The 21,585-nt window shown below is 57.7% G+C and carries 20 protein-coding genes; 15 read left to right on the top strand and 5 right to left on the bottom strand.

Translation table 11 applies throughout. The features are described 5' to 3' along the window. Positions 1 to 80 precede the first annotated feature (80 nt). From HS103_02605 to HS103_02630, 6 genes are all read left to right on the top strand, one after another. Complete coding sequence (locus HS103_02605; GenBank protein ID MBE7511693.1) at positions 81 to 773, top strand: hypothetical protein; 693 nt, start codon at positions 81 to 83, stop codon at positions 771 to 773. Continuing rightward, the gene (locus tag HS103_02610) at positions 770 to 1,681 is read left to right on the top strand and encodes a Nif3-like dinuclear metal center hexameric protein (protein MBE7511694.1); all 912 of its coding nucleotides are present in this window, start codon (positions 770 to 772) and stop codon (positions 1,679 to 1,681) included. The genes HS103_02605 and HS103_02610 overlap by 4 nt, the downstream gene beginning before the upstream one ends. Beyond that, a complete protein-coding gene (locus HS103_02615) occupies positions 1,678 to 2,400 on the top strand; it encodes a hypothetical protein (protein MBE7511695.1) in 723 nt (240 codons plus the stop codon). The genes HS103_02610 and HS103_02615 overlap by 4 nt, the downstream gene beginning before the upstream one ends. A gap of 45 nt (positions 2,401 to 2,445) precedes the next feature. Then, the gene (locus HS103_02620; protein ID MBE7511696.1) at positions 2,446 to 3,084 is read left to right on the top strand and encodes an aminoacyl-tRNA hydrolase; all 639 of its coding nucleotides are present in this window, start codon (positions 2,446 to 2,448) and stop codon (positions 3,082 to 3,084) included. A 10-nt stretch (positions 3,085 to 3,094) separates the two neighbouring features. Continuing rightward, positions 3,095 to 3,637 carry a TlpA family protein disulfide reductase gene (locus HS103_02625; protein ID MBE7511697.1) on the top strand — a complete coding sequence of 181 codons (543 nt, stop codon included), beginning with the start codon at positions 3,095 to 3,097 and terminating at the stop codon, positions 3,635 to 3,637. A gap of 83 nt (positions 3,638 to 3,720) precedes the next feature. Beyond that, a complete protein-coding gene (locus tag HS103_02630) occupies positions 3,721 to 5,751 on the top strand; it encodes a glycosyltransferase family 39 protein (GenBank protein ID MBE7511698.1) in 2,031 nt (676 codons plus the stop codon). 1 nt (position 5,752) lies between these two features. Here HS103_02630 and asnB read toward each other — a convergent pair whose 3' ends face one another. Then, positions 5,753 to 7,666, bottom strand: a complete 1,914-nt coding sequence (gene asnB / locus HS103_02635; protein MBE7511699.1) for an asparagine synthase (glutamine-hydrolyzing) — start codon at positions 7,664 to 7,666, stop codon at positions 5,753 to 5,755. A gap of 131 nt (positions 7,667 to 7,797) precedes the next feature. Between asnB and HS103_02640 the strand changes: the two genes are divergently transcribed. Further along, positions 7,798 to 8,421 carry a cyclase family protein gene (locus HS103_02640; protein MBE7511700.1) on the top strand — a complete coding sequence of 208 codons (624 nt, stop codon included), beginning with the start codon at positions 7,798 to 7,800 and terminating at the stop codon, positions 8,419 to 8,421. Positions 8,422 to 8,559: 138 nt separating this feature from the next. On the opposite strand, the gene HS103_02645 is transcribed toward HS103_02640, so the two are convergent. Continuing rightward, on the bottom strand, positions 8,560 to 9,261 hold the full coding sequence (locus HS103_02645) for a hypothetical protein (GenBank protein ID MBE7511701.1): 702 nt from the start codon (positions 9,259 to 9,261) through the stop codon (positions 8,560 to 8,562). A gap of 20 nt (positions 9,262 to 9,281) precedes the next feature. On the opposite strand from HS103_02645, the gene HS103_02650 reads away from it, so the two are divergent. The 3 genes from HS103_02650 to HS103_02660 all read left to right on the top strand — a co-directional run bounded on the left by HS103_02650 (position 9,282) and on the right by HS103_02660 (position 12,688). Then, complete coding sequence (locus HS103_02650) at positions 9,282 to 9,428, top strand: hypothetical protein (protein ID MBE7511702.1); 147 nt, start codon at positions 9,282 to 9,284, stop codon at positions 9,426 to 9,428. A 214-nt stretch (positions 9,429 to 9,642) separates the two neighbouring features. Further along, positions 9,643 to 10,623: an aldo/keto reductase gene (locus HS103_02655; GenBank protein ID MBE7511703.1), complete on the top strand. Its 981-nt coding sequence runs from the start codon at positions 9,643 to 9,645 to the stop codon at positions 10,621 to 10,623. A gap of 19 nt (positions 10,624 to 10,642) precedes the next feature. Next, positions 10,643 to 12,688, top strand: coding sequence for a thioredoxin domain-containing protein (locus HS103_02660; GenBank protein ID MBE7511704.1), 2,046 nt, complete (start codon positions 10,643 to 10,645; stop codon positions 12,686 to 12,688). Between the two features lie 82 nt (positions 12,689 to 12,770). Here HS103_02660 and HS103_02665 read toward each other — a convergent pair whose 3' ends face one another. Next, positions 12,771 to 13,184 carry a hypothetical protein gene (locus HS103_02665; GenBank protein ID MBE7511705.1) on the bottom strand — a complete coding sequence of 138 codons (414 nt, stop codon included), beginning with the start codon at positions 13,182 to 13,184 and terminating at the stop codon, positions 12,771 to 12,773. Between the two features lie 204 nt (positions 13,185 to 13,388). Beyond that, on the bottom strand, positions 13,389 to 13,820 hold the full coding sequence (locus tag HS103_02670) for a hypothetical protein (protein MBE7511706.1): 432 nt from the start codon (positions 13,818 to 13,820) through the stop codon (positions 13,389 to 13,391). 132 nt (positions 13,821 to 13,952) lie between these two features. On the opposite strand from HS103_02670, the gene HS103_02675 reads away from it, so the two are divergent. Beyond that, positions 13,953 to 16,157, top strand: coding sequence for a CapA family protein (locus HS103_02675; GenBank protein MBE7511707.1), 2,205 nt, complete (start codon positions 13,953 to 13,955; stop codon positions 16,155 to 16,157). A 326-nt stretch (positions 16,158 to 16,483) separates the two neighbouring features. Here the strand turns inward: HS103_02675 and HS103_02680 are convergent, their stop codons facing one another. Next, positions 16,484 to 18,535, bottom strand: a complete 2,052-nt coding sequence (locus HS103_02680; protein ID MBE7511708.1) for an SUMF1/EgtB/PvdO family nonheme iron enzyme — start codon at positions 18,533 to 18,535, stop codon at positions 16,484 to 16,486. A gap of 264 nt (positions 18,536 to 18,799) precedes the next feature. On the opposite strand from HS103_02680, the gene HS103_02685 reads away from it, so the two are divergent. The 4 genes from HS103_02685 (at position 18,800) to HS103_02700 (ending at position 21,488) form a co-directional block, all read left to right on the top strand. Further along, positions 18,800 to 19,177 (top strand): response regulator, encoded by a 378-nt coding sequence (locus HS103_02685; GenBank protein MBE7511709.1) that lies wholly within the window; start codon positions 18,800 to 18,802, stop codon positions 19,175 to 19,177. After that, positions 19,170 to 19,535, top strand: coding sequence for a response regulator (locus HS103_02690; GenBank protein MBE7511710.1), 366 nt, complete (start codon positions 19,170 to 19,172; stop codon positions 19,533 to 19,535). The genes HS103_02685 and HS103_02690 overlap by 8 nt, the downstream gene beginning before the upstream one ends. Before the next feature lie 262 nt (positions 19,536 to 19,797). Next, entirely contained in the window at positions 19,798 to 20,205 is a 408-nt protein-coding gene (locus HS103_02695; protein MBE7511711.1) for a hypothetical protein, read from the top strand. Between the two features lie 290 nt (positions 20,206 to 20,495). Next, on the top strand, positions 20,496 to 21,488 hold the full coding sequence (locus HS103_02700; GenBank protein MBE7511712.1) for a DUF3179 domain-containing protein: 993 nt from the start codon (positions 20,496 to 20,498) through the stop codon (positions 21,486 to 21,488). Positions 21,489 to 21,585: the final 97 nt, after the last annotated feature.

A 21,585-nucleotide genomic window follows, 5' to 3' on the forward strand; every position in this document is an offset into this window, starting at 1 on the left:
ACTGGGTTAGATCAAGATTGATATGGCAACTCCGGCTGGCTTTGGTACGATCTCTCACGGATAGGTAACCTAACCGAGTTATGATCAGCGAACCAACTGGCATTAGAATCCTCTATACGGCGTGCCTGCGCGGGCGAATCGACCTTCTGCCTAGCCTTCACACCTTCCTCACCACCCAACGCACCGAACGAACGATCCTTGTTGATCTAGGGCAATCCTGCGCGGTGGGAAGCTGGATTTGCGAGGTGACGGGCGGGCGTGGCATGTTGGTGGCAATGGATGCCCTCGGCTACGATGGCTTTCACATCGGACGCGCCGACGCCCTTTACCACTACCCAGAGATGGTCGTCAAAATGAAAGAGATCGTTATGACACCCTTCATCGCCGGCACATGGGCGGGGAGCGCCACGCGGGGGGGCGTCAAAATCGGGCTTTACAATGCGGCGGCGCTCGAACGGGTGGCAATCACCCTTGACCCGCATACCGATCTGCACCTCTTATTAAGTTTGGATCGCACTGCCGAAATGACCGCCAACCTCTTACAGGGGGAGCGTTTGGTCAGTTTGGCGTGCCTTCCCACAGCCCCCACAACAGCGCCGCTCATTGGGCAGCTTGACCTTGAACTGCTCCCTAATCCGCCGGGGATACGGGTCGTGAATCAGCGTCCCCTTGCTATCCCGCCGGAAACACCCCCTCACCCAACGATCTCCGGCGTGGTAGAATTCGTCCTCAGCGAAGCGCGACAGGCAGAACAGAAGCGAGGCGGGGCATGATCGCCCTGAAACCAATCACCGCAAAACTGGATACCTTTTTCAAGGTGGCGTCCTATCCCGAAAACTTTCGGGTGGCAACCACCCCGCCGGGCTATGATGCGCTCTTGGCACGCTTTGCCCTGCCAGAGTTTATCAATATCTCGTATAACGGGCTTTTCCTCAACAACACACCGGAAATTGACCGTGTGTACCTTGTTGTCTTTCCCAACCGCGATGTGATCGACCAGATTATTGCCCGTGAAGTGGAACGCGGCGCGCCGGGGGCGCTGATCTTCACTCATCACGCCGCCGATTATCCAGAAAGCCAGTACCCTTCTGCTGTTTACATCACCGAGCCGCAGTTGGAAGAACTGCGCGAACACCGCATCGCCTGTTATGTCTGCCACGCCCCGCTGGATTGCAACCCCGAACTCTCCACCAGTGGCGCCATTGCCGATGCTCTTAAACTCAAGGTATTAGGGCGTTTCGCCACCTATCATGGTGGGCAGTCTGGCGTGTATGGAAAATGGGGGGGCAGCGGCTTTGACGAACTGACGAAAAAGCTGATGGAAACGCATGACCTCCCCACCCTTCGCTATGGGAATATTCGCCACAATGGGCAGATTGTTCACAAGGTTGCCATTGTTGCTGGTTTTGGGGGGACGCCAGAATTCATCCAAGAAGCGGCGGCGCTTGGCTGCGATACGTTCATCACGGGCGAATGGTTTCCCTTTGGTCCCGGCGATTGGCGTGCCGAGTACCGCGAGAAAATGCGGGCGCTGCTGCCCACCATTCCCCTTAATCTGATCGCCACCTCCCATTACGCCAGCGAGATGATCGTCCTGCGGGACGGGATGAAGGCGTGGTTTCGGGAACACGCCCCCGGTGTGGAGATCGTTCTGATGACCCAGAAAGACCCCTGGCGATGAGCCGTCGCATCATTCTTCCGGTTGCCCTGCTGCTGATCAGCCTACTCATAAACAATAGCCAGCGGGTAGGCGCACAAACCGAGGGGACAGCAGCGATCACCGCTCCCGCCAGCGGCGAGACCGTCCTCGGCGTGGTGACCATCAATGGCACGGCGGCAAGCCCCAACTTTCAGCGCTACACGCTTGATTTCGCCCTTATGCAGAGCGCCGACGAGCTGTGGTTTCCCATTGCCGAGATCAGCCAACAGGTGACGAACGGCGCGTTGGCACAGTGGAATACACGCAATGTCCCCGACGGCGCATATCAGATTCGCCTCCGGGTCATCCTGCGCGATGGGAGCGTGGTGCAGACCTCCGTCCAGAATGTTCTGGTAGCAAATGCCAGCCAAACGCCGCTGCCCACGCCGCCCCAAGCGGCGACAACGCTGCCGGCAACGCCGCTGCCTACGGAGGGACCCTCGCCAACACCGCTGATCCAGCAGCCGCCGACGGGGACGCCCCGCCCAACGCTGGCGGTTTTTCCCACCGCCCCGCCGCCCCCCTCCGAAACCCCGCTGTCCTCGTTTGTCATTGCGGTGGATGCTATTCGGAATGCCTTTTGTACGGGCGTTTATCTGGCGGTGATTGCCTTTGGCATTGGCTTTCTCTATCGCCTTGTCTATGGGCGTTTGCGTCCCCGTTGGCGGCAGTGGGTGGCGCGTTGGCGGGGCGAGGAATAAAATGATCGCGATGAATAAGGATTTGCAGGCGTGACAGATTGCTACCTGATTGTTGGCTTGGGCAACCCCGGACGGGACTATGACAACACCCGTCACAATATCGGCTTTCGGGCGGCAGATGCCCTCGCCGCCGCCTATGGCTTCACCTTTGCCAAAAAACAGGCAAAGGGCATTCTTGCCGATGGGCTAATTGCCGAACGGAAAGTTATCCTCGTCAAGCCGCAAACCTACATGAATCTCAGTGGCGAAACCGTCCGCCCGCTGATTGATTTTTACCAGATTCCGCTGGCAAATCTGCTAGTGATCTCGGATGATTTGGACATTCCGCTAGGGACGATCCGTATTCGCGAAAAGGGCGGCAGCGGCGGACAAAAGGGCATCAAAAGCATCATCGATCATGTAGGGACACAGGAGTTTCCTCGCCTTCGGATTGGCATTGGCAGACCGCCCGGGCGGATGGACCCCGCTGCTTATGTGTTACAGCCCTTTGCCGCCAATCAACAGCTAGAGGTCTCGCTCACCCTAGACCGCGTGGTGAAGGCGGTGGATACATGGCTGCGGTTCGGTTTGGCGCTCATGATGACCCGCCACAACGGGACGACGGATGAGGCAGCACGAAACGCCGAGGCACAGCCCCCCGCCCCGCCAAAGGTAGCCGAAAAACCCCCAGAGAGCGTCGGGTAATTCGCTCGCGGTGTTCTTCCTCGGCGCCCGTTGGCTGCGGTTTTTGGTTGCGGCGATCTTGGTGATCGCTGCGGTGAGCCTTGTGCTTGTCAGGGGGCTGCCCTCCGTCAATAATTCTTATGCCGTGAATCCCTACCCCACCGACGAAATCGCTCTCCCTTTGAGGGTGGGGGATCGCCCCCCGCCCCTCCCGGGCGTCACCTTTGCCCCTTACCCGACGATCATCACCTTCTGGGCGACGTGGTGCGCCCCCTGTGAGGTCGAAATGCCCATCCTCCAGCGCCAATTTGAGGATTTAGCCGTGCGCGTCATTGGGGTGAACACCGCCGAGACAGCGACACATACCGACCTTCAGGCGTGGCTTGCCGCACGGGGAATCACCTTCGAGATCATCACGGATCGGGATGGAGCGATTGCCCGTGCCTATGGTGCGGGAAGGGCGCTCCCCGTGACGGTGTTCCTTGACCGAGAAGGGGTGATTCAGTTTGCCTGGGCGGGCGCCTTGCCCGAATGGGAAATTCGCCGTTGGACGTGGTGGATCGCGGCGCGGTAGGGCTACCCCTTCACCCAATCACCTTCTCACCTTCATCACTTCTTCACGAGGATTCAGGATACTTCCCCACAGGAGATTGATTCATGTCTTTAACCACCCATCCTGAGTCATACCACACTTACCTCTTTTTTCGCCCGTTGTGGCGCGTTGCGGCGCTGACGGTTATTCTGACTCTCGCCCTCTTTTTGCGCCTCGTCGCCATTGAGCGCGTGGGCGACGGGAACACCTATTACACCGCCGCCGTTGCCAGTATGCTGCAATCCTCCTCAAATTTCTTCTTCGCCGCTGCCGAACCGGGCGGATCGGTTTCTGTCGACAAACCACCGCTAGGGTTGTGGATTCAGGCGTTCTCGGCGCTGCTCTTTGGGGTGAGCGGTGTCAGTGTGACGCTGCCGCAGATCGTCGCTGGCGTCCTCTCGGTGCTGCTGCTCTACCACATTGTGGGGCGGCGCTTTGGGGTAAGGGCGGGGTTGATTGCCGCCCTTGCCCTCGCCGTAATGCCCGTGACGATTGCTGCGGATCGCAACAACACGATGGATTCCCTGCTTATTTTGACTTTGATCCTTGCGGCGTGGGCATTTCTACGGGCGACAGAGACGGGAAAACTACGCCCCCTGCTTGTTGGGGCGCTTTTGGTGGGGATCGGCTTCAATATCAAGATGCTGCAAGCCTATTTGATCCTTCCCGCGCTCTATAGTTTATACCTGTGCGGGGCATCCGTTGGCGTGCGGCGGAAGGTGCTTTCGCTTGCCCTTGCCAGCGTCGTCTTGGTGGGCAGTTCGTTGGCGTGGATCATCGTTGTGGAGTTGACCCCCGCCGCACAGCGTCCCTATGTGGGCAGCAGCCAGACGAACAGCGCCCTTGAATTAGCCATCGGCTACAACGGCTTGCAACGCCTTTTGGGAATGGATTTGGGGGGACGCGGTGGTACTATCCGGCAGTTTCCTCCCCCAAACGGCGGGAGCGGCGGGGCTGCTCCGGTACCTCCACTAGGGGGCGGCGGGCGGATGGGCGGCATGTTTGGCGGTGAGGTCGGTTCGCCCGGCGTGCTGCGCTTCTTTCAGCCCGAATTGGCGAACGAGATCAGTTGGCTGCTGCCGCTTGGGTTCGGGTTGGGGCTGCTATTGCTGATTGGGGAACGCCCCCGCCGCCCTCTGACAAACACGCACCGCGCCCTCATCCTATGGGGCGGTTGGCTGGTGACGGGCATCGTCTTTTTCAGTGTCTCAGAGTTCTTCCACGCCTACTACTTGGCGACACTCTCGCCAGCGCTTGCCGCCCTGCTTGGGATTGGGCTGAGTCGCCTTTATGAACGCGCACAAACGCGGCAGTGGCTCACCGTGATGCTTATCGCCCTTTGTTTGGGAACACTGCTCTACCAAATCGCGGCAGCGATGAGCTATGGGCTGCCCCTGCCTGTGCTGCTGATCGGTCTTGTGGGGGTGATCGTTTTGTTCGTCCTAAGCGGGCTGTGGCTGGCATGGCGACCATCCTTCGGGGCGGGGCTTGCTGCCGCGCTCATGGCGGCGGTGTTTGCCATACCCACCGCATGGGGGGCGCTCACAGCGCTTGATCCCCAAGTGAACAACGTCTTGCCCAGCGCCTATGCGGGCGGGCGAGGCGGTGGCGGGAGCATGGTTGCCTTTGGTGGGGGAAACCCACCATCCTTGCCGGCGGGCGGGCTGCCCGCTGGCGGTGGTTTCTCAGACAGAATGGGCGAGGTAAACGCCGAAATGCTCGCCTACCTTGAGGAACATACTACTAAGACGAAATACCTCGTGGCGGTCAGCAGCGCCATGACGGGCGCACCGCTTGTCCTAGAGACACACCGCCCCGTGTTGTATTTGGGCGGCTTCACCGGCAGTGACCCGATTCACAGCGCAGAGAGCATCGCCGCATTGGTGAAGGCGGGTGACCTACGCTACGTCTTAGCGTCGGGGATGCCGATGGGGGGTGCGGGAGGTGAAGGCGATCAGGGCGTCATGGCGTGGGTGGGGGCAAATTGCCAACGTGTCGAAGGGCTGACAACCACCCCAAACTTAATTGGGATCGGGGCAACCCTGTTAGGTATGGGCGGGGGAATCACACCCGGCTTGTATGCCTGCGGGGGGTGAGTCATACCCCAAATCCCCGCACCCATAGTTCCAGCGTTACTAACCGCCAAATAAGCTCCGTTTGGGAGGTGCGTCCGGCGAAATGCCCATCGATCAGCCGCCTGTAGACCACCCCATCAAGGTAGGGGCGTTGGCGGGCGGCGGGGTCATAGAGTACCTCGCGCAGCCGTTCGCGCAGCGCCCCTTCAAACCACGCCCGAATGGGCGTCCCAAAAGGTTTTTTCGCCCGATCCCGAATCGGCGCGGGCAGTGTTTCATCCATCGCCGCCCGCAGTAAAAATTTGTTCCCCTTCAGGCGGATGGCGGCGGGAATCGTCCCCACTAGTTCCATCAAAATGCGGTCAAAGAAGGGGACGCGCCCTTCCAGCGAGTGTGCCATAGAGACTTTATCGGCAGAGAGCAGCCCATTGCCCGGCAGCCAGAGGTACATCTTCAGCCAGTGGATCAGGTTCTCCGCCATTGTTTGTGGCGCACGGGCTAAGAGCGCCTGAAATACACTAAAGGCGCGCCCGCCTTCGGGCAGGCACAGCAGCGAACGCCGCAGCCCATCGGTGAACACCGTCCCATCAAACGCCATTGTCCGCCACAAGTGATGCACCTCGTCCGGCTCAAGGCGGTGATAGGCGGGCGGGAAAAGATTCGGCACTGCGCCCACAAACCGCCCCTGCCTCAGAAATGGGTAAAGTCCCTCAGCGGAGCGGATCGCTCCCCGTGCCGCGTTTCGCAAGAGCGCGGGAAGAAGACGGCGAATCGTCGCCGCTTGCCGTAGGGCGCGAGGGAGATCGCGGTAGAGCGCGTAGCCGGCAAAGAGTTCGTCGCTCCCGATCCCGTTCAGGACAACCTTCACATGCCGTCCGGTCAGTTCGGAGAGCGCCAAGAGCGACACCGCTGAAGGATTCGCGTTCGGCTCGTCGTGGGCGTAGACATAGCGCTCGACATGCCCCCACCAATCCGCCGCCGTCAGGGTCAGTTCATGGTGGGTGCCGCTGAAACAGGCGGCGCTGGCACGGGCAGCGCTCAGTTCATCGTCGGGGTGATCGCCGTCACTGTAGCCGACGCTGAACGTCTCAATCGTCCCTGACAGTTCCCCCGCCATGAGCGCCAACAGGGTTGCCGAATCGACCCCGCCGCTGAGGAACAACCCTAAAGGGACATCGCTTCGCAGGTGGATGGAGACGGCTTCGCGCAGCGTTGCCCGCACGCGCTCCACCGCCTCTGCCTCGCTCATGGGCTGTTCGGGATAGGTCATTGCCCAATGCTGAATCGTCCGCACGGCGCCCTTTTCAACAACAAGCGCTGTTCCGGGGTCAAGGCGCCGAATCCCCTCAAAAGGCGTCTCGTCGCCTACCATGAACCCATAGGTCAGGTACGTTTCGAGGGCGGGTAGATTCAGGATGCGGGGAACGTCGTCTCCATAGGCAAAGAGCGCCTTCACCTCGCTGGCGAAGATCAGAACATTTCCCACCTGAGCAACATAAAGGGGTTTGATCCCGATGTGGTCAACCGCTAAGAGAAGGCGCTCCCGTCGGGAATCCCACAGGGCAAAGGCATACATCCCACGCAGGTGATCAAAGAGAGTCAGATCGTGATCTTCATAAAGATGGAGGATCGTTTCCGTGTCGGAGCGGGTGCGGAGGGCATGTCCCCGCCCCTGAAGGGTGGTTTGCAGTTCGCGGTAGTTGTAGATTTCGCCGTTGAAAACGATCTGAAGGGTGGTATCTTCATTGGCAATCGGCTGATCGCCGCCCGCCACATCAATGATGCTCAGGCGGCGCATCCCAATTCCTACCGCACCTGAAATGTAAAACCCCTCCCCATCCGGTCCGCGGTGGCGAATGGCGTCTGCCATCCGTTTGAGGCAGGCGGGGTCGATGGACTTGCCTTCTAAATCAATCGCGCCGACAATGCCACACATACCGTTTTGAGGAACTCCCTCTGCCTATCATTGCTCTGCCATCGTTGCAAGGGAGGAAGTGTACCACAGGCGGATAAGGCATCCCGATATACTATAATTCAATCGCATTACCTGCGAAGGATGAAGTCACTATGCGTCTTTACGACATTACCCGCACCATCTCCCCCACGTTGGCGGTTTTTCCCGGCGATACGCCCTTTTCCGCCCAACGGATGCTCTCACTGGCAAACGGGGACTCGGTGAATCTGTTCGCCCTGACGATGACCGCCCACTGTGGGACGCACGCCGATGCTGTCTACCACTACAGCGATGCGGGGATTCACCCCGATCAGCTTCCCCTAGAGCGTTATCTCGGCGCGGCACAGGTCGTCCATATTTCGCGCACGCACGGCGGGATCACCCCTGACGACCTGAGCGGCATTGATCTTCGTCTTGCCCCGCGCCTGCTCTTTCGGACACGAGCAAGCGTCCTCACGGATGATCAGTGGGATGGTGATTTTGTTCACCCAACGCCCGAACTTGTTGATTACGCCGCCGATCAGGGGGTGTTTTTGGTGGGGGTTGATACGCCCTCTGTGGATCACCCTAGCAGCAAGACACTGCCCACCCACCGCCGCATGTACGAGCGCGATATTGTGATCCTCGAAAACATCATGCTGCGCGATGTCCCGATGGGGGTCTATGAACTGATCGCCCTGCCACTGAAGATCGCAGGGGTGTGCGGGACGCCCATCCGCGCCGTCTTGCGCGGGTGAGGAATACAAAAGAGGGCGCACAGAGACGAGGCATAATCCCCCCATTGGGGGTTAAGACCGAGTGCGGAAAGTCGCCCTTTGCCTTCAAGTCCCGTCGTGGCGGCTGATCTCAACCCGCCGATTTCGCGCCGAGGCTGCTCAGACCTCTTGTCCGGCGGCATCTAAGATCGCCGCCTGCACGCGCCCGCCCGCATAGCGTTCGATCAGGGCAGCCATATCCGCCACCGCCGCTGCACAATCGCGTCGCCCTTCGGCGTGGTGTGCCTCTACTGCGATCACAAGGTGCGTCGTTTCGGGGCGGGCGGCGCTTTCCTCGCCTTGCCGCCAGCACCACCGCCGCGCAAGGACGCATTCCGTCTCATCAGTGAAAATTACCTCACCCACCTCCGGGTGTTCAAGGCTTGCCTCGCCAAGCGGGGTATAACGCTCTGTACCAACAGCGTGCTTCACGGTGATCGGCAGGGTGACACGCTCCGTCGCCATGACCGCCACCGGAAGGGCGTAACGGATGCTGATCAGGTTGCCTATATCGACCAAGAGGGAGAGAGATGGTATATCGCCCTGCTTTGTCAGGCGGCGCAGCAGCGATTCGGCGGCGCAGCGGTAGCGGGTGGGGTCTGCGCCAAAACGCCGAAAGGCTGCCCGCCACGCGGCAAGGGTGGGTAACTCGCTGAGCGGCGTTGTGCCAATCCGCGTCCGTACTGTTGCTTGCTCAGCCGCGTAATACGTGTTGAATTCGGGTGGCGTCTGCTGGTTGTTCGCCCCCTTAACGATGATCAGACCACCGACAAGCGTTGGATTCTGTGCCACAATGGATGAATGATAGCGAAAGTAGGTCATGGGTTAGGCGTAATCTCCTGATGATCACGAAACGGCGGCGGGCGGGGTGCTTTTATCTGGGGTGTTTCGCGCCGTTTGCGTATACCGTCTTGATCCTCTGGAACATTATCGATTGGCTCGCCCGCGCCGTAAAGGGGAAACGCCAGGGCGGGGGGCTTCCCCGCTGATGAATTGGCAGTGTCTAGCACGCAGGTGTATCTTCTAAGATGGGTTAAAGGGTATAACTCACCCTACACAGTTTTTTACCCTCTCTTTTAGCTAAAGGGCAGTTTGAGGGGGCTTCCCCCTCAAAAGTTGGATTCCCCCTACATGGGGAGAGGGGGCTAGGGGGTGCGGGCAAGTGTGTAAGGTCAGTTAAGGTAAGCATGAAAGAGAACGACGATGCAATACGTCCGTTTAGGAAATACCGGTCTCAAAGTGAGCCGGCTGTGCTTGGGCATGATGACCTATGGCAGCAAACAGTGGCGCGAGTGGATGCTTGATGAAGGCGAATCCCGCCCGCTGATCAAAGCTGCATTGGAGGCAGGGATTAATTTTTTCGATACGGCGGATGTTTACTCTATCGGCGTCAGTGAGGAAATTACCGGACGGGCGCTGCGTGATTTCGCCCGTCGCGAGGAGATCATTATCGCCACAAAAGTAAACGGGGCGATGGGCAGCCAGCCCAACAACCGAGGGCTTTCCCGCAAGCATATTATGCAGAGCATCGATGATTCCTTGCGGCGGCTTGGCACAGAGTACATTGATCTCTACCAAATCCACCGCTTTGATCCAGAGACGCCCATTGAGGAGACGCTGCAGGCGCTTCACGATATTGTGCGGGCGGGCAAGGCACTCTATATCGGCGCGTCCAGCATGTATGCCTGGCAGTTCATCACCATGCAACACACCGCCGAACGACACGGGTGGACGCGCTTCGTCGCCATGCAAAATCACTACAACCTTGTCTACCGCGAGGAAGAACGGGAGATGATTCCCTACTGCCAAGCGACAGGCGTCGGCTTGATTCCTTGGTCGCCGCTGGCGCGGGGATTTTTGGCGGGAAATCGCCCGAAGGGGAAACAAGATGGCGAGACACTCCGTTCGCGGACGGATAATTTTGCCCACCAACTCTACTATCAAGAGGCGGATTTTGCCGTTGCCAATCAGGTTGGCGTGGTTGCCCAAAAGTACGGGGTGAAACCCGCCCAGATTGCCCTTGCCTGGATGCTCCAAAAGGGTCACATCAGCGCCCCCATCATCGGCGTCAGCAAGCCCTACCAACTGAGCGAGGCGGTCAGCGCCTTGACAATCACCCTAGAGGCGGAGGACATCGCCGCTCTGGAATCGCCCTATGCGCCGCACCCCGTCTTGGGGCATTAAGGCAAAGCTAGGATAGATTATGAACCGCTTGAAAGATTCGACCTCGCCCTACTTGTTGCAGCACGCCGAAAATCCGGTGGACTGGTATCCCTGGGGCGAGGAAGCGTTTGCTGCCGCTCGCCGAGACGACAAGCCAATGTTGCTCAGCATCGGCTACAGCGCCTGTCATTGGTGTCATGTCATGGCGCACGAGAGCTTTGAAGACCCCGACACGGCAGCAATCATGAATCGGGATTTCCTCTGCGTGAAGGTGGATCGAGAGGAGCGCCCCGACATAGACGACATTTACATGCAAGCGACACTTATCTTCACCCAGGGGCATGGTGGCTGGCCCATGACGGTCTTTCTCTTGCCCGATGGTCGCCCTTTCCATGCCGGAACGTATTACCCTAGCGAAGATCGCTATGGGATGCCTTCGTTTCGGCGCATCCTTGCTGGTGTGATCGATGCCTACCGCAACCGCCGCGCCCAAGCGGAGGCAATTGCCGCGGAAGTTGCCGAAGGCTTGCAGCGCGAGGGGTTAGGAATCGGCGCGGAAGGGCGGGGCGAGACGATCACCGCGAAACGCCTAGACGCCGCTGCCCGAAAGCTGCTCAGCGGGTTCGATGGCATTCACGGGGGGCTGTCGAAAGGGCGCCCGAAGTTCCCCAACCCCATGAATTTGGAATACCTTCTGCGCCATTTTGCCCGCACGGGCGAGACAGCGGCGGTGGATGCCGTGCGCTTTACCCTTCAGAAAATGGCGCGGGGCGGCATGTATGATCAGATTGGCGGGGGCTTTCACCGCTACAGCGTTGATGAACGTTGGCTTGTCCCCCACTTTGAGAAGATGTTCTACGATAACGCGCAGCTGAGCCGCGTGTACCTCCATGCGTGGGCGCTGACCGGCGATCCCTTCTTCAAGGGCATTGCCACCGAGATATACGATTACATCCTGCGCGAGATGACCGCCCCTGAGGGGGGCTTTTACAGCACCACCGATGCTGACAGTGAGGGAGAAGAAGGGAAGTTTTTCGTCTGGTCGGCGGCGGAACTGCGCGAGGTGCTGCCCGCCGAGGAAGCCCGTGCCGCCATTGCCTATTGGGGCGTCACCGCGTCGGGAAATTTTGAGGGGCAGACGATCCTGAATGTACCCTTTGAACCGGCGCAGGTGGCAGCAAACCTCGATCTCTCCCTAGAAGCGCTCATGGCGCTGATCGCCAGCGCCAAAGATCGGCTCTATGCCCACCGGACGCACCGCATCCCGCCCGGGCGCGATGAGAAAATTCTGACAGCGTGGAATGGGCTGATGTTGGCAAGCCTTGCCGAAGCTGCTCGTCGGTTGGGACGTGAGGATTATCAGGCGGCGGCGGTGCGCAATGCGGAATTTCTGTTGCGGACGATGCGCACACCCGAAGGACGCCTTCTGCGCAGCCACAAGGATGGAAAAACCCAGTTCAACGGCTATCTTGAAGACTACGCCGCCTTGATCGATGGCTTGCTCGAACTTTACCAAACGACCTTTGCCCCCCGCTACTTTGCCGAGGCGGAACAGTTGGCGGGCATTGTCCTCAGCCATTTCGCGGCGGCGGATGGCGGCTTTTTTGATACCAGTGACGATCACGAAAAACTGATCGCCCGTCCGCGCAACATGCAAGACAACGCAACCCCATCGGGCAGCAATCTGATGGCGCATGTCTTGCTGAAACTGAGCGCCTACACGGGGGAGGGGCGCTATGAAAAAGCCGCTCTCGCCGTCTTGAATCCGGTGGCGAACGCGCTGAGCGAGTATCCGGCTGCCTTTGGTGAGGCGCTCAACGCTGCCGTCCTCCTCGTGCATGGCATTGATGAGGTCGCATTGATCGGGGAATCGCCCCCTTTGCGCGGGGTTGTCCTCAGCGGCTACCGCCCCTTCCTTGTGCTGGCCTATGCCCCGGCTGAGCCTGACGAAACGGCGATCCCGCCCTTGCTGCGGGGGCGGACGCTCGTCAAGGGGCAGCCCGCCGCGTATGTTTGCCGGAGTTTTGTCTGCAAACGTCCCGCCACCGAAGCGGCGGCGTTGGAACGGGCGCTGACAGGCGGCTGATCTTGCCACTCCTTGAGCGGTGGGATGGCGCGGACGCCCTCTAGGGCGCCCCTACAAGGTGTGGGGGAGGGGTGTTATACCCCTAGCTGCACACCTTCCACGCCCCATCTTCTTTGATCAGTTTAATCGGGGCTGCCCCAAGCGGGGTGATGCCTAAATCGACCTCGCGGCTTTGATCACCAACCGTTACCTTCAGCTTGCCACCTAGTTTTACCTCGGCAGCCTGAGCGCTTTCGCTGGTGAGGGTAAAGGTGATATTCCCAAAATCAAACGACGACTCCGCCGTCCCCCCGATGATGGCGCTGACGCCAGACGCCATACCTTCTCCGGCGGGAAGAACGGATTTGCACAAATAATCGAGCGCTTTTTTATCTTTTCTCACCGCGTTTTCAAAGAATCCTCGTGCCGCGTCTGTTGGTGAGCCACCACCGCAGGCGGTTAAGGTCAGACTGAGAAAAATGACCGTAAGAGCCATGATTCGGAATGATTTACGCATACCCGTTTTTGCACTCCTCACCGTTCCACTCCTCATCAGGAAAAGACGCTAGTGTGTTTCAGTGTAATCCAAAACACGCCCTCTCGCCAAAACTTCTGTGGAAGGAAACGAACGCGGGCGGTGGTCAACCCATCGCCCGCGCCGTTATCCTAAAGGAACCTCATCAACCATGAACGGTGGTGAGGCATCAGCCTGTGGGCAGGGTTAGCTGCACACCTTCCACTTGCCGTCTTCCTTGAGCATCGGAATGGGGGCAGCGCCAGCCGCGCCCATATCGACATCTTGGGAGACACCCCCTACAGTTACCTTCAACTTACCGGAGAACTTGACAGTGGCTTTATCGCCGCTCTCGTTCTCGACGGTGAAGCTCAAACCCGAGGAGTCAACGGTCACGCCGCTTGCCCCACCGCCAGCAATTGCTGCGAAGGAGGAAACCATCTGGTCAGCCTGAGCTTCCAACGCCTTACAAATGTAACCCTTAGCAGCAGCCGAATCGTTCTTGAAGACGGCTTCAAAGAAACCCTTTGCCCCATCAGCGGGGGTGCCGCCGCCGCCGCCGCCGCCGCCGCCGCACGCCGTGAGCGCCAAGCTGAGGAACAACACAGCGAGGGTCAAAACCCGAAATGACTTACGCATAGAGATGCACTCCTTGTTGCAAAATACACGCCGATCAGTGTAATCCAAAATCTATACAGTGCAACTGCGCATTTTCTCCCGCGCTATAATCCCCCCAATCGTGAGGTTATTTCATCGGATGACCCGCCCGTGATGCATCGACTCCGCAATGCCTTTGCCGCTGGTTTTGCCCTAGTTTTGGTAGCCTTTCTCAACTTCATCCCTCACCAACCTCTGACCGCACAGGGTGAAGGGTGCGCTGAGCCTACTGGAATGCTGGTAGATCGCACCTACCGCAGCGCCATTCTTGGACAGACCATGACCTATGCGCTCTACCTCCCACCCTGTTACAATGCCGATTCGCAGCGCTACCCGACGGTTTACCTGATGCATGGCTCAGATGCGGTGGATACGCGCTATTGGGTAGGGTTAGGGGTGGTTGATGCCCTTGATCGGGGTATTAAAACAGGGATTCTCCCGCCGATGTTGGTCGTCTTGCCCTTTGGCGATTGGATCGCCAACAACAACCAGTTCAATCGCGTTTCGTGGAGCACCGTCTTTCTCAGCGAACTGATGCCCAATGTGGAGGGGAATTTTCGCGCCGATCCACGCCGTGAATCACGCGCCATTGGGGGGATTTCACGAGGTGGTTTTTGGGCGTTTAACATTGCCTTTCTGCACCCCGATCTGTTCGTTTCCTTGGGCGGACACAGCCCGTTTTTCCATCCTAGCCACTGGCAAGGGGCGAATCCGCTTGTCTTGGTGAACACCCTCCCCAATCTGGAGACGCTGCGTATCTGGATGGATCATGGGCGGGAGGATTACGCCGCCCCGAACATCATTGAGATGAACCGGCTGATGGAACAGCGCAAACTGCCCCACATTTATCAGGTGTACGCAGAGGGCAAACACGAGCGGAAGTACTGGGCATCCCATATGATGGAATACTTGCTTTTTTATGCCCAACCCTGGCTGCCCACCGCAGAGGTGAAAGAAACCCCTACAGTGGGGCTGCCAACACTCCCAACAGTGACACCAACACCCCTTGTCGCCTTACCGCTTGCCCGCCCCAACCTTGGTGCTGGCGAGGATGCGGGAGAGGCAATTTTCCTTCCGGTGATCGCCTACAAGAGCATCCTCGACCCGCTCCCGATGGAATCGTTACGGGCGGCGCGGCGCGGCGATCTCGCTCCCTATTTGGCACTCGATCAGACAACGGCGGCGGCACTCCAAGCGCGGGGGGTGATGCTTCACCCGCAAACGCCCATCTATCCTGATGAAATACTCGTGCGGGAATTGGAACGTCAGCCGCGTGTCTGGACGCTGCTCCCCCTCACGCGGCTGACGCCTCGCCTGCGCTTGCTCATGGTGGACGAGGTGAACCCCGTCTATGGCTTGATCGATGGTACGCTGGCGGACTACCCCTTTGCTTTTGCCCCCTTCCCCCGCGAACACCTGACGACGATCCTGATTTCCGGTGTCACGGCGATCACCCGCGAGACGCGCCAAGTCATTGAGCGCGAGGGGGTCGAATGGGCGCAAGGCGGACTGCGCGGGATCACCCGCCGCGCCGATATTTTTCACGTCAGCAATGAGGTTTCATTTCATGAGGGCTGCCCACGCTTCAGGGGTGGGATGCCCTTTGGAGAGTTCTGTTCGAATGTCGATCATTTTCCGATTCTGACGGAGCTTGGCGTTGACGTTGTGGAGCTTTCCGGCAACCATAACATGGATTACCAGCAGCCGTCTTACCTCAGCACCTTAGAGATGTACGCGGGGGCGGGGATCAAGACCGTTGGCGGCGGGCGCAATGGTGGCGAGGCGCGGCAGCCCTTCCTCATCACCGGTGGGGGGGGGCGCGTGGCGTGGGTCTCTTGCAACGATGTCGGTCCGCGTTGGGCAATGGCAACCGAGCTTGAACCGGGCGCGGCAACTTGTGACGATGGCTGGCTGCGGGAAGCGCTCCCCCGCCTTCAGCGCGAGAATGATGTGGTGATCATCTCCATCCAGTGGATCGAATCGGAGACGCAAATCCCCACCCGCCGCCAAGAGGCAAAGGCGCAGGATTACGCCGATTGGGGCGCTGATGTGATCATCGGGACGCAGGCGCATCTGACGCAGTTTGCCCGCTTTTTACCGAATGCGCGGGGCGGGGAATCCTTTGTCCATTACGGGTTGGGCAACCTGTTCTTCGACCAAACCTTCGATTACAAGTTTTCCTACATGGTGGAAGTTTATGTCTATGAGGGGGCGGTGCGCACGCTGGCGCTCTATCCGGTGGTCATTGAGGGGCAAGGTCGCCCCCGTTTGATGGACGCCAAATCACGGATTCACTTTCGCTCCTTGACGCTGAAGTAGGGTGTGTTGAGGGTGTAATCCCTGTAGGGGCGCAAGTCCTTGCGCCCAGCGCCGCCCGTGAGCGCCCGCCGCTAAAGCAGCGGGCTAGAAGTAACCACCCCTTCGGGGCTTAAAAAACATCGCTGCCCAGGGGTTTCTGCTTTCTTCACTCCAAAAGTTTTTTGCACTTAGTTGACATTCTAACCCGCCTCCCACCCGCACCCCCGTAGAGACGCCCCCAAGGGCGTCCGCGTCCTACTCCCATTCCCTGCAAGCGGGGAATGGCGACTGCTGCGCAGTAACCGGGGCGGATAGGGGTTCTTCTAGAAACCACTGTGCTGCGCCCCCTAGTTTGGCGGAAAAATGCAGCGGAAGCCAACATAGGGATAGGTGCTGGTGGCATTCCCTACACTGCCGCGTGAGGTGCTGGTGATCCTCAGCGCATCGTCATCATATGCCCCACCGCGAATCACGACATCATCATTGGCGGTGGCAGTGCGATCTAGATCAGCAGCAGTGAACGGATCGCGGTACGGGCTGTTCGTCCATTCGGCAACATTCCCCGCCATATGCTGCGCCCCCACCCATGATGCGCCCTCTGGGTAATTTGTCTGGGCGGGCAAAGGGCTACCGGTGAGGGAATCCTCATCGTACACAGCGTGTTCAGTCGTTGGCGTGTTGTTGCCCCAAGGGTAAAGCCGTCCATCAACCCCCCGTGCGGCATATTCCCATTCTTTTTCTAAGGGAAGTCGTCCCCCAACGAATTGGCAATAATGGAGGGCATTCCGCTGTGAGATACCGGTTTGCGGCATCGTCTCTGGGCTGGATTCACTCCCCGAAGGAACCTCGCATGGATATTTCGTCGCTTGGACACACTGCGCGTAATCGCCCACGCTGACCTCATACTCGCCAATCCAAAACGGCGTGTCAATCGTCACGGAGAGCGTTTTCCCCGCCGGATCGCCCATCAGGAAACGCCCTGCCGGAACATAGACAACGGGCAGCCCCTTGATTACCTTTCTTTCGGTAAGAAACGCCACCGATGTTCCGGCGGGGAGCAGCGTTGCCGTTGGGGTCGGGGTGGCGGTGGGTATATCCGTTGGGGTGTAGGTGAAGGTTGGTGTCGCGGTGGGCAGCGGGGTATCCGTCGCCGTTGGGGTAGCGGTGGGTGTTGGCGTAAAGGTGGCGGTATCGGTGAAGGTCGGCGTTGGCGTAAAGGTTGCCGTGTGGGTGGGCGTCGCGGTGAAGGTGGGGGTGAAGGTCGCCGTATCCGTTGGGGTCGGCGTGGCGCTAGGAAGGGTGGGGGTATACGTCGGTGTTTCGGTGAAGGTAGGGGTGAAGGTTGCCGTTGCGCTGAGGATCAGGGCAATTTGGGTTGAGGTCTGGTCAAGGATCAGGGCAGCGCTGGGGGTGTTTGCCTGCCCTCTGGTAAGCATAATGATGATGAGCAGCAGGGCGACGATTAAGGCAATACCAGCGATGAATACAATGGGCATAGAGCGGGCAGGGGAGTGATCCCCGCCAATGCTCTTGTCACCGTTTAACGCCTTTTTAAGCGCTTGGAAAAATGCCCCCGCCGATGGATAGCGATCTTGTTTATCCTTAGCCAGCGCCTTTTGCAATACGTCATTAATGGCAGGCAGTAAATCCTTGCGATGCTCTTGGATCGATGGGGGTGGATTTAGAATGTGCATCGTCATCATGGCGGCGGAGGTTGTTCCGTTGAAAGGAACCCTTCCCGCTAACAACTCATAGGTCATCACCCCTAACGCATAGACATCGGTACGGGCGTCTAACTCCTTACCCTCCCATTGTTCTGGGGGCATGTAGGAGGGCGTTCCAATTATCATGGAGGTCTGAGTCAGTTGGGTATTGCTTTCAACCATTTTTGCTATCCCGAAATCGGTTAAATAAGCGTTTCCTTCCTTGTCCAACATAATATTGGCTGGTTTTAAATCGCGGTGAACAATCCCTTTTTGATGAGCATGATCGAGGGCTTCACTGATCTGTTCGACATAAGCAAGGATTTCCTCGCTTGAAAGTTGTTTAGTTTGCTTTTGGCGCTCTTGCACCAAATCAGCCAGCGATCCCCCCCCCACCAAACGCATGGTCAGGTAGATCGTGTTCTCATACGTTCCTGAATCAAAGACGGGCAGAATATGGGGATGATCCAAACCGGCGATAGTTCTAATTTCACGTTCAAACCGCGTGATAAACTGCGAATTACCTATATTATTGGGGTTAATCATTTTGAGAGCAACTTCCCGACTCATGTTTATCTGCCACGCTTTGTACACCGTCGCCATCCCACCCCTGCCCAGAATGCCGCTAATACTATAATTTCCTATGGTTTTGCCGATCATGGGGTCAGAAGAATTCAAGGGCGTGGAGTCGGTCATAGCGATCTATCCCCCATATAGGTGCTGTTGATCACAGAGTATCCCTTATTATTGTAAAGTGAGCGGTTATGTGTAGTCAACTCAGAAAAACTAATCACATCTGTGACAGTATTGTGACAAGATGTCGAATCGAATTGCCTGAGTCTTCCTATATACTAAGTATCGATAACATACCAATGATTAACACTATCCAAATGATTCGCAAATGAGTTAAGGTCTTGGCACCTATCGTCCACATTGGGTTTGGGATAGGGATTAGCTGCAATGTACACCATCCTACTTATCGAAGATAACGCTCAGACTGCCCGCATGGTACAGAAAGTGCTGGAGACAGCCGATATGACAGTCCATTATGCCCCTAATGGGATGACTGGCTTGGGGCTGGCACAAGAGTATGCCTTTGATCTGATCTTGCTGGACATTCACCTCCCCGACCTTGATGGAAAAGTGGTTGCCGCCAATCTACGCGGGAACGTCGCCCCAATCATCGCCTTCAGCGCCGATGACAGTCCCCGTTCGCGGAAGATGGCGGCTGCTTTTGGCTGCCATAATTTTATTGCCAAACCAATCAATACACGGCTGTTTCCGACGCAAATCACAGAGATGATTGCCCATCATCGGGAGGCGGGTGAACATGCCTAAACGAATTCTCTATGTCGAAGATAACTTCCAAAACCGCCGCCTTGTGCGGAAGATTCTGACGGCGGCTGGCTACGAGATGCTGGAAGCGGAAGATGGACAACGCGGTGTGGAGATGGCGCTGCGCGAAAAGCCCGATGTGATCCTCATGGATATCAATATGGGAGGGATGGACGGGATTCAAGCCACTGCTGCCCTTCGCGCCTCGGAAAGCGCGCACATCCCGATTGTGGCGCTGACCGCCGCCGCCATGAAAGGTGACCGCGAACGGATTTTGGCAGCGGGCTGTGATGGCTACCTGCAAAAGCCGATCAGCAAAGCGCTCCTGTTGGAGGCACTCGCCCACTATTTACGGAAATAAGCGGCAGGCGACCACACACCCCTACAGAGAGGGGGAGAGACGAACAGCGTCTTTTGCCTTTTAAGTCCCGTAGGGGTGGTCATGTTTAGCCCGCTGCTTTAGCGGCAAGCGACCACACAGGTGCGCCCGCGCCGTTGCCAACACCCCACCTCGCCCCTTTTTCGCATTCTGACGACATCCTTCATCTCCGCTTAACGACCCTCTCGCTACAATAGGGATCAGGGTTGTTTTGCTATAGTCAGGTAAAGGATGCTGCCTTGTGGTGACTCCCAAAAATCTGCGGCGCGTGTTTTATGTGGAACTTCTCGTCAACCTCGCTTCGATCCTCGCGTTTATGTTCGGCGGGGCGGCGATCTTGGAACAATTCGGTGTGGCGGTGGTCACTCCGCCCCTCGTGGAGGCGTTTCAATGGTTTGCCACGCTCCTCATCGTAATCACCTACATCTTGGCGCGGGCGCTCTTTGCCCAGAATGATCGCGCCCTTCGCTATGTCCTTGAAGGCTATTTGATTGGCGATTTAGTCTACCTTGTCGTCCTCTTTCGCTTCGTCGGTGCTATTGGTGGAGTATGGACGTTTGGAAGTGTGTTTGGGTTAGCCTTCACCGTGTTTATTGCTACTATGCGTGTTTTGTATCTGTGGCAAACGCGGGGAAGGAGGAACGGGAAATGAACGGCTCAGAACGTTGTGAGCCAAAACAGGCGCCTTGATTCATTGCTTTAGCGGCGAGCCCCAGACGCGCTATAGTGCGCCTCTACAGAGGTGCAGGCAAGAGCGTAAATTCCTACTAAAATTAAGGAATATACCTGTAGTAAGGACTTAGCGTTTTTTGTGAGGCTATTCGGTGCGGGTGCGTTAACCCTCACCAATTGTTTACGACGCAGCCCGTAATAAACGTTTGTGCTGCTGCCATCTATCCTGTGCCATATTTATCATAGTGTGAGTTCTGTGTAGGTAGAGTTATGACCACCTTTGCCGCATCCACAACTGCCTTTGATCCATCCCGCGCCATCCTGCGTCCAGAACCTCCTTTGCCGTTGTTTCATATTCAGCAGACGATGTTCCTTGAACCACTGGTCTCACAGGGAGAAATCCTTCCCGAAACCTCCCTCCAAGTGATCACCATTGACGGTCAGCCCTATGCGTTCCTCACCCGTGAACTGATCATGTTCGATGTCGCCCAATTCGATCACCCCAAAGACCCTTGGATCGTCACCTTTTGCCCGATCTGCAATGCAGGTGCGTGTTTTTCCAGCCGAATTGGAGAGGAGCTATTTCACTTTGCCCTCGGCGGCATTTACAATGCGATGGCGATTATTCGAGATAAGGAAACGGGGTCGTATTGGGATCATATTCATGGGCGGGCGATGTACGGTCCCTCATTGGGAAAACAGCTTCCCTTCATGGGCGTGCTGCGCCACCTGATCGCCCGTGACGCGCTGCAAGAATTTCCCACCATTGTCATTGCTCGTGCGCCTCTCACCGACGAACACCGCGCAACAATGGCCGAATCGGAGGAATTTCGCACGGCGGCACAGCCCACGTGGTCACCACGCCTCACCAATACGCTTGTTCATGAGGACAACCGCCTCCCTCGTTATGATATGGGCTTGGGGGTGTGGCTGGAGACGCCGCAGCGGGTGGCGCGGTATTATTCGATTCTGACGATCAACGCCGCCGATAACGCCGTGATCGATACGATTGAGGGGCGCTCACTGCTTGTCTACTTTGATTTGGAAACAGGGATTCCCGACGCCTTTTTTACTGAAGCAACCTCGTTCAAGTGGATTGGGGAGCAGCTTCACTTAGACAATGGGGTAATCGTGGCAGAGGGGCGAGTCCGAGACAAGACAGGGAAGGGCGTTCGCGTGGAGCGCCCGCTGCAACTCTTTCAGCGCTGGTATGGCTTTGCCGCCATGTTCCCCAACTGCACCATTTACAGCAAAAACCAATGAGATCATCCCCTTCAGGCAAGGGTTTTTAGCCCCACCCATGGGGATTCTTTCAAAATGGTTGTGGTCAACCACTGGACAAAAAAGGGCGGGTCACTTG

The sequence above is a fragment of the Anaerolineales bacterium genome, from assembly GCA_015075625.1.
GTDB lineage: Bacteria > Chloroflexota > Anaerolineae > Aggregatilineales > UBA2796 > UBA2796.

Coding starts and splice junctions, on each gene's coding strand:
- HS103_02650 (MBE7511702.1), top strand. CDS start 9,282: ATGATCACGAAACGGCGGCGGGCGGGGTGCTTTTATCTGGGGTGTTTC.
- HS103_02685 (MBE7511709.1), top strand. CDS start 18,800: ATGTACACCATCCTACTTATCGAAGATAACGCTCAGACTGCCCGCATG.
- HS103_02700 (MBE7511712.1), top strand. CDS start 20,496: ATGACCACCTTTGCCGCATCCACAACTGCCTTTGATCCATCCCGCGCC.
- HS103_02675 (MBE7511707.1), top strand. CDS start 13,953: ATGCATCGACTCCGCAATGCCTTTGCCGCTGGTTTTGCCCTAGTTTTG.
- HS103_02670 (MBE7511706.1), bottom strand. CDS start 13,820: ATGCGTAAGTCATTTCGGGTTTTGACCCTCGCTGTGTTGTTCCTCAGC.
- HS103_02630 (MBE7511698.1), top strand. CDS start 3,721: ATGTCTTTAACCACCCATCCTGAGTCATACCACACTTACCTCTTTTTT.
- HS103_02655 (MBE7511703.1), top strand. CDS start 9,643: ATGCAATACGTCCGTTTAGGAAATACCGGTCTCAAAGTGAGCCGGCTG.
- asnB (MBE7511699.1), bottom strand. CDS start 7,666: ATGTGTGGCATTGTCGGCGCGATTGATTTAGAAGGCAAGTCCATCGAC.
- HS103_02615 (MBE7511695.1), top strand. CDS start 1,678: ATGAGCCGTCGCATCATTCTTCCGGTTGCCCTGCTGCTGATCAGCCTA.
- HS103_02610 (MBE7511694.1), top strand. CDS start 770: ATGATCGCCCTGAAACCAATCACCGCAAAACTGGATACCTTTTTCAAG.
- HS103_02605 (MBE7511693.1), top strand. CDS start 81: ATGATCAGCGAACCAACTGGCATTAGAATCCTCTATACGGCGTGCCTG.
- HS103_02660 (MBE7511704.1), top strand. CDS start 10,643: ATGAACCGCTTGAAAGATTCGACCTCGCCCTACTTGTTGCAGCACGCC.
- HS103_02690 (MBE7511710.1), top strand. CDS start 19,170: ATGCCTAAACGAATTCTCTATGTCGAAGATAACTTCCAAAACCGCCGC.
- HS103_02645 (MBE7511701.1), bottom strand. CDS start 9,261: ATGACCTACTTTCGCTATCATTCATCCATTGTGGCACAGAATCCAACG.
- HS103_02665 (MBE7511705.1), bottom strand. CDS start 13,184: ATGCGTAAATCATTCCGAATCATGGCTCTTACGGTCATTTTTCTCAGT.
- HS103_02640 (MBE7511700.1), top strand. CDS start 7,798: ATGCGTCTTTACGACATTACCCGCACCATCTCCCCCACGTTGGCGGTT.
- HS103_02680 (MBE7511708.1), bottom strand. CDS start 18,535: ATGACCGACTCCACGCCCTTGAATTCTTCTGACCCCATGATCGGCAAA.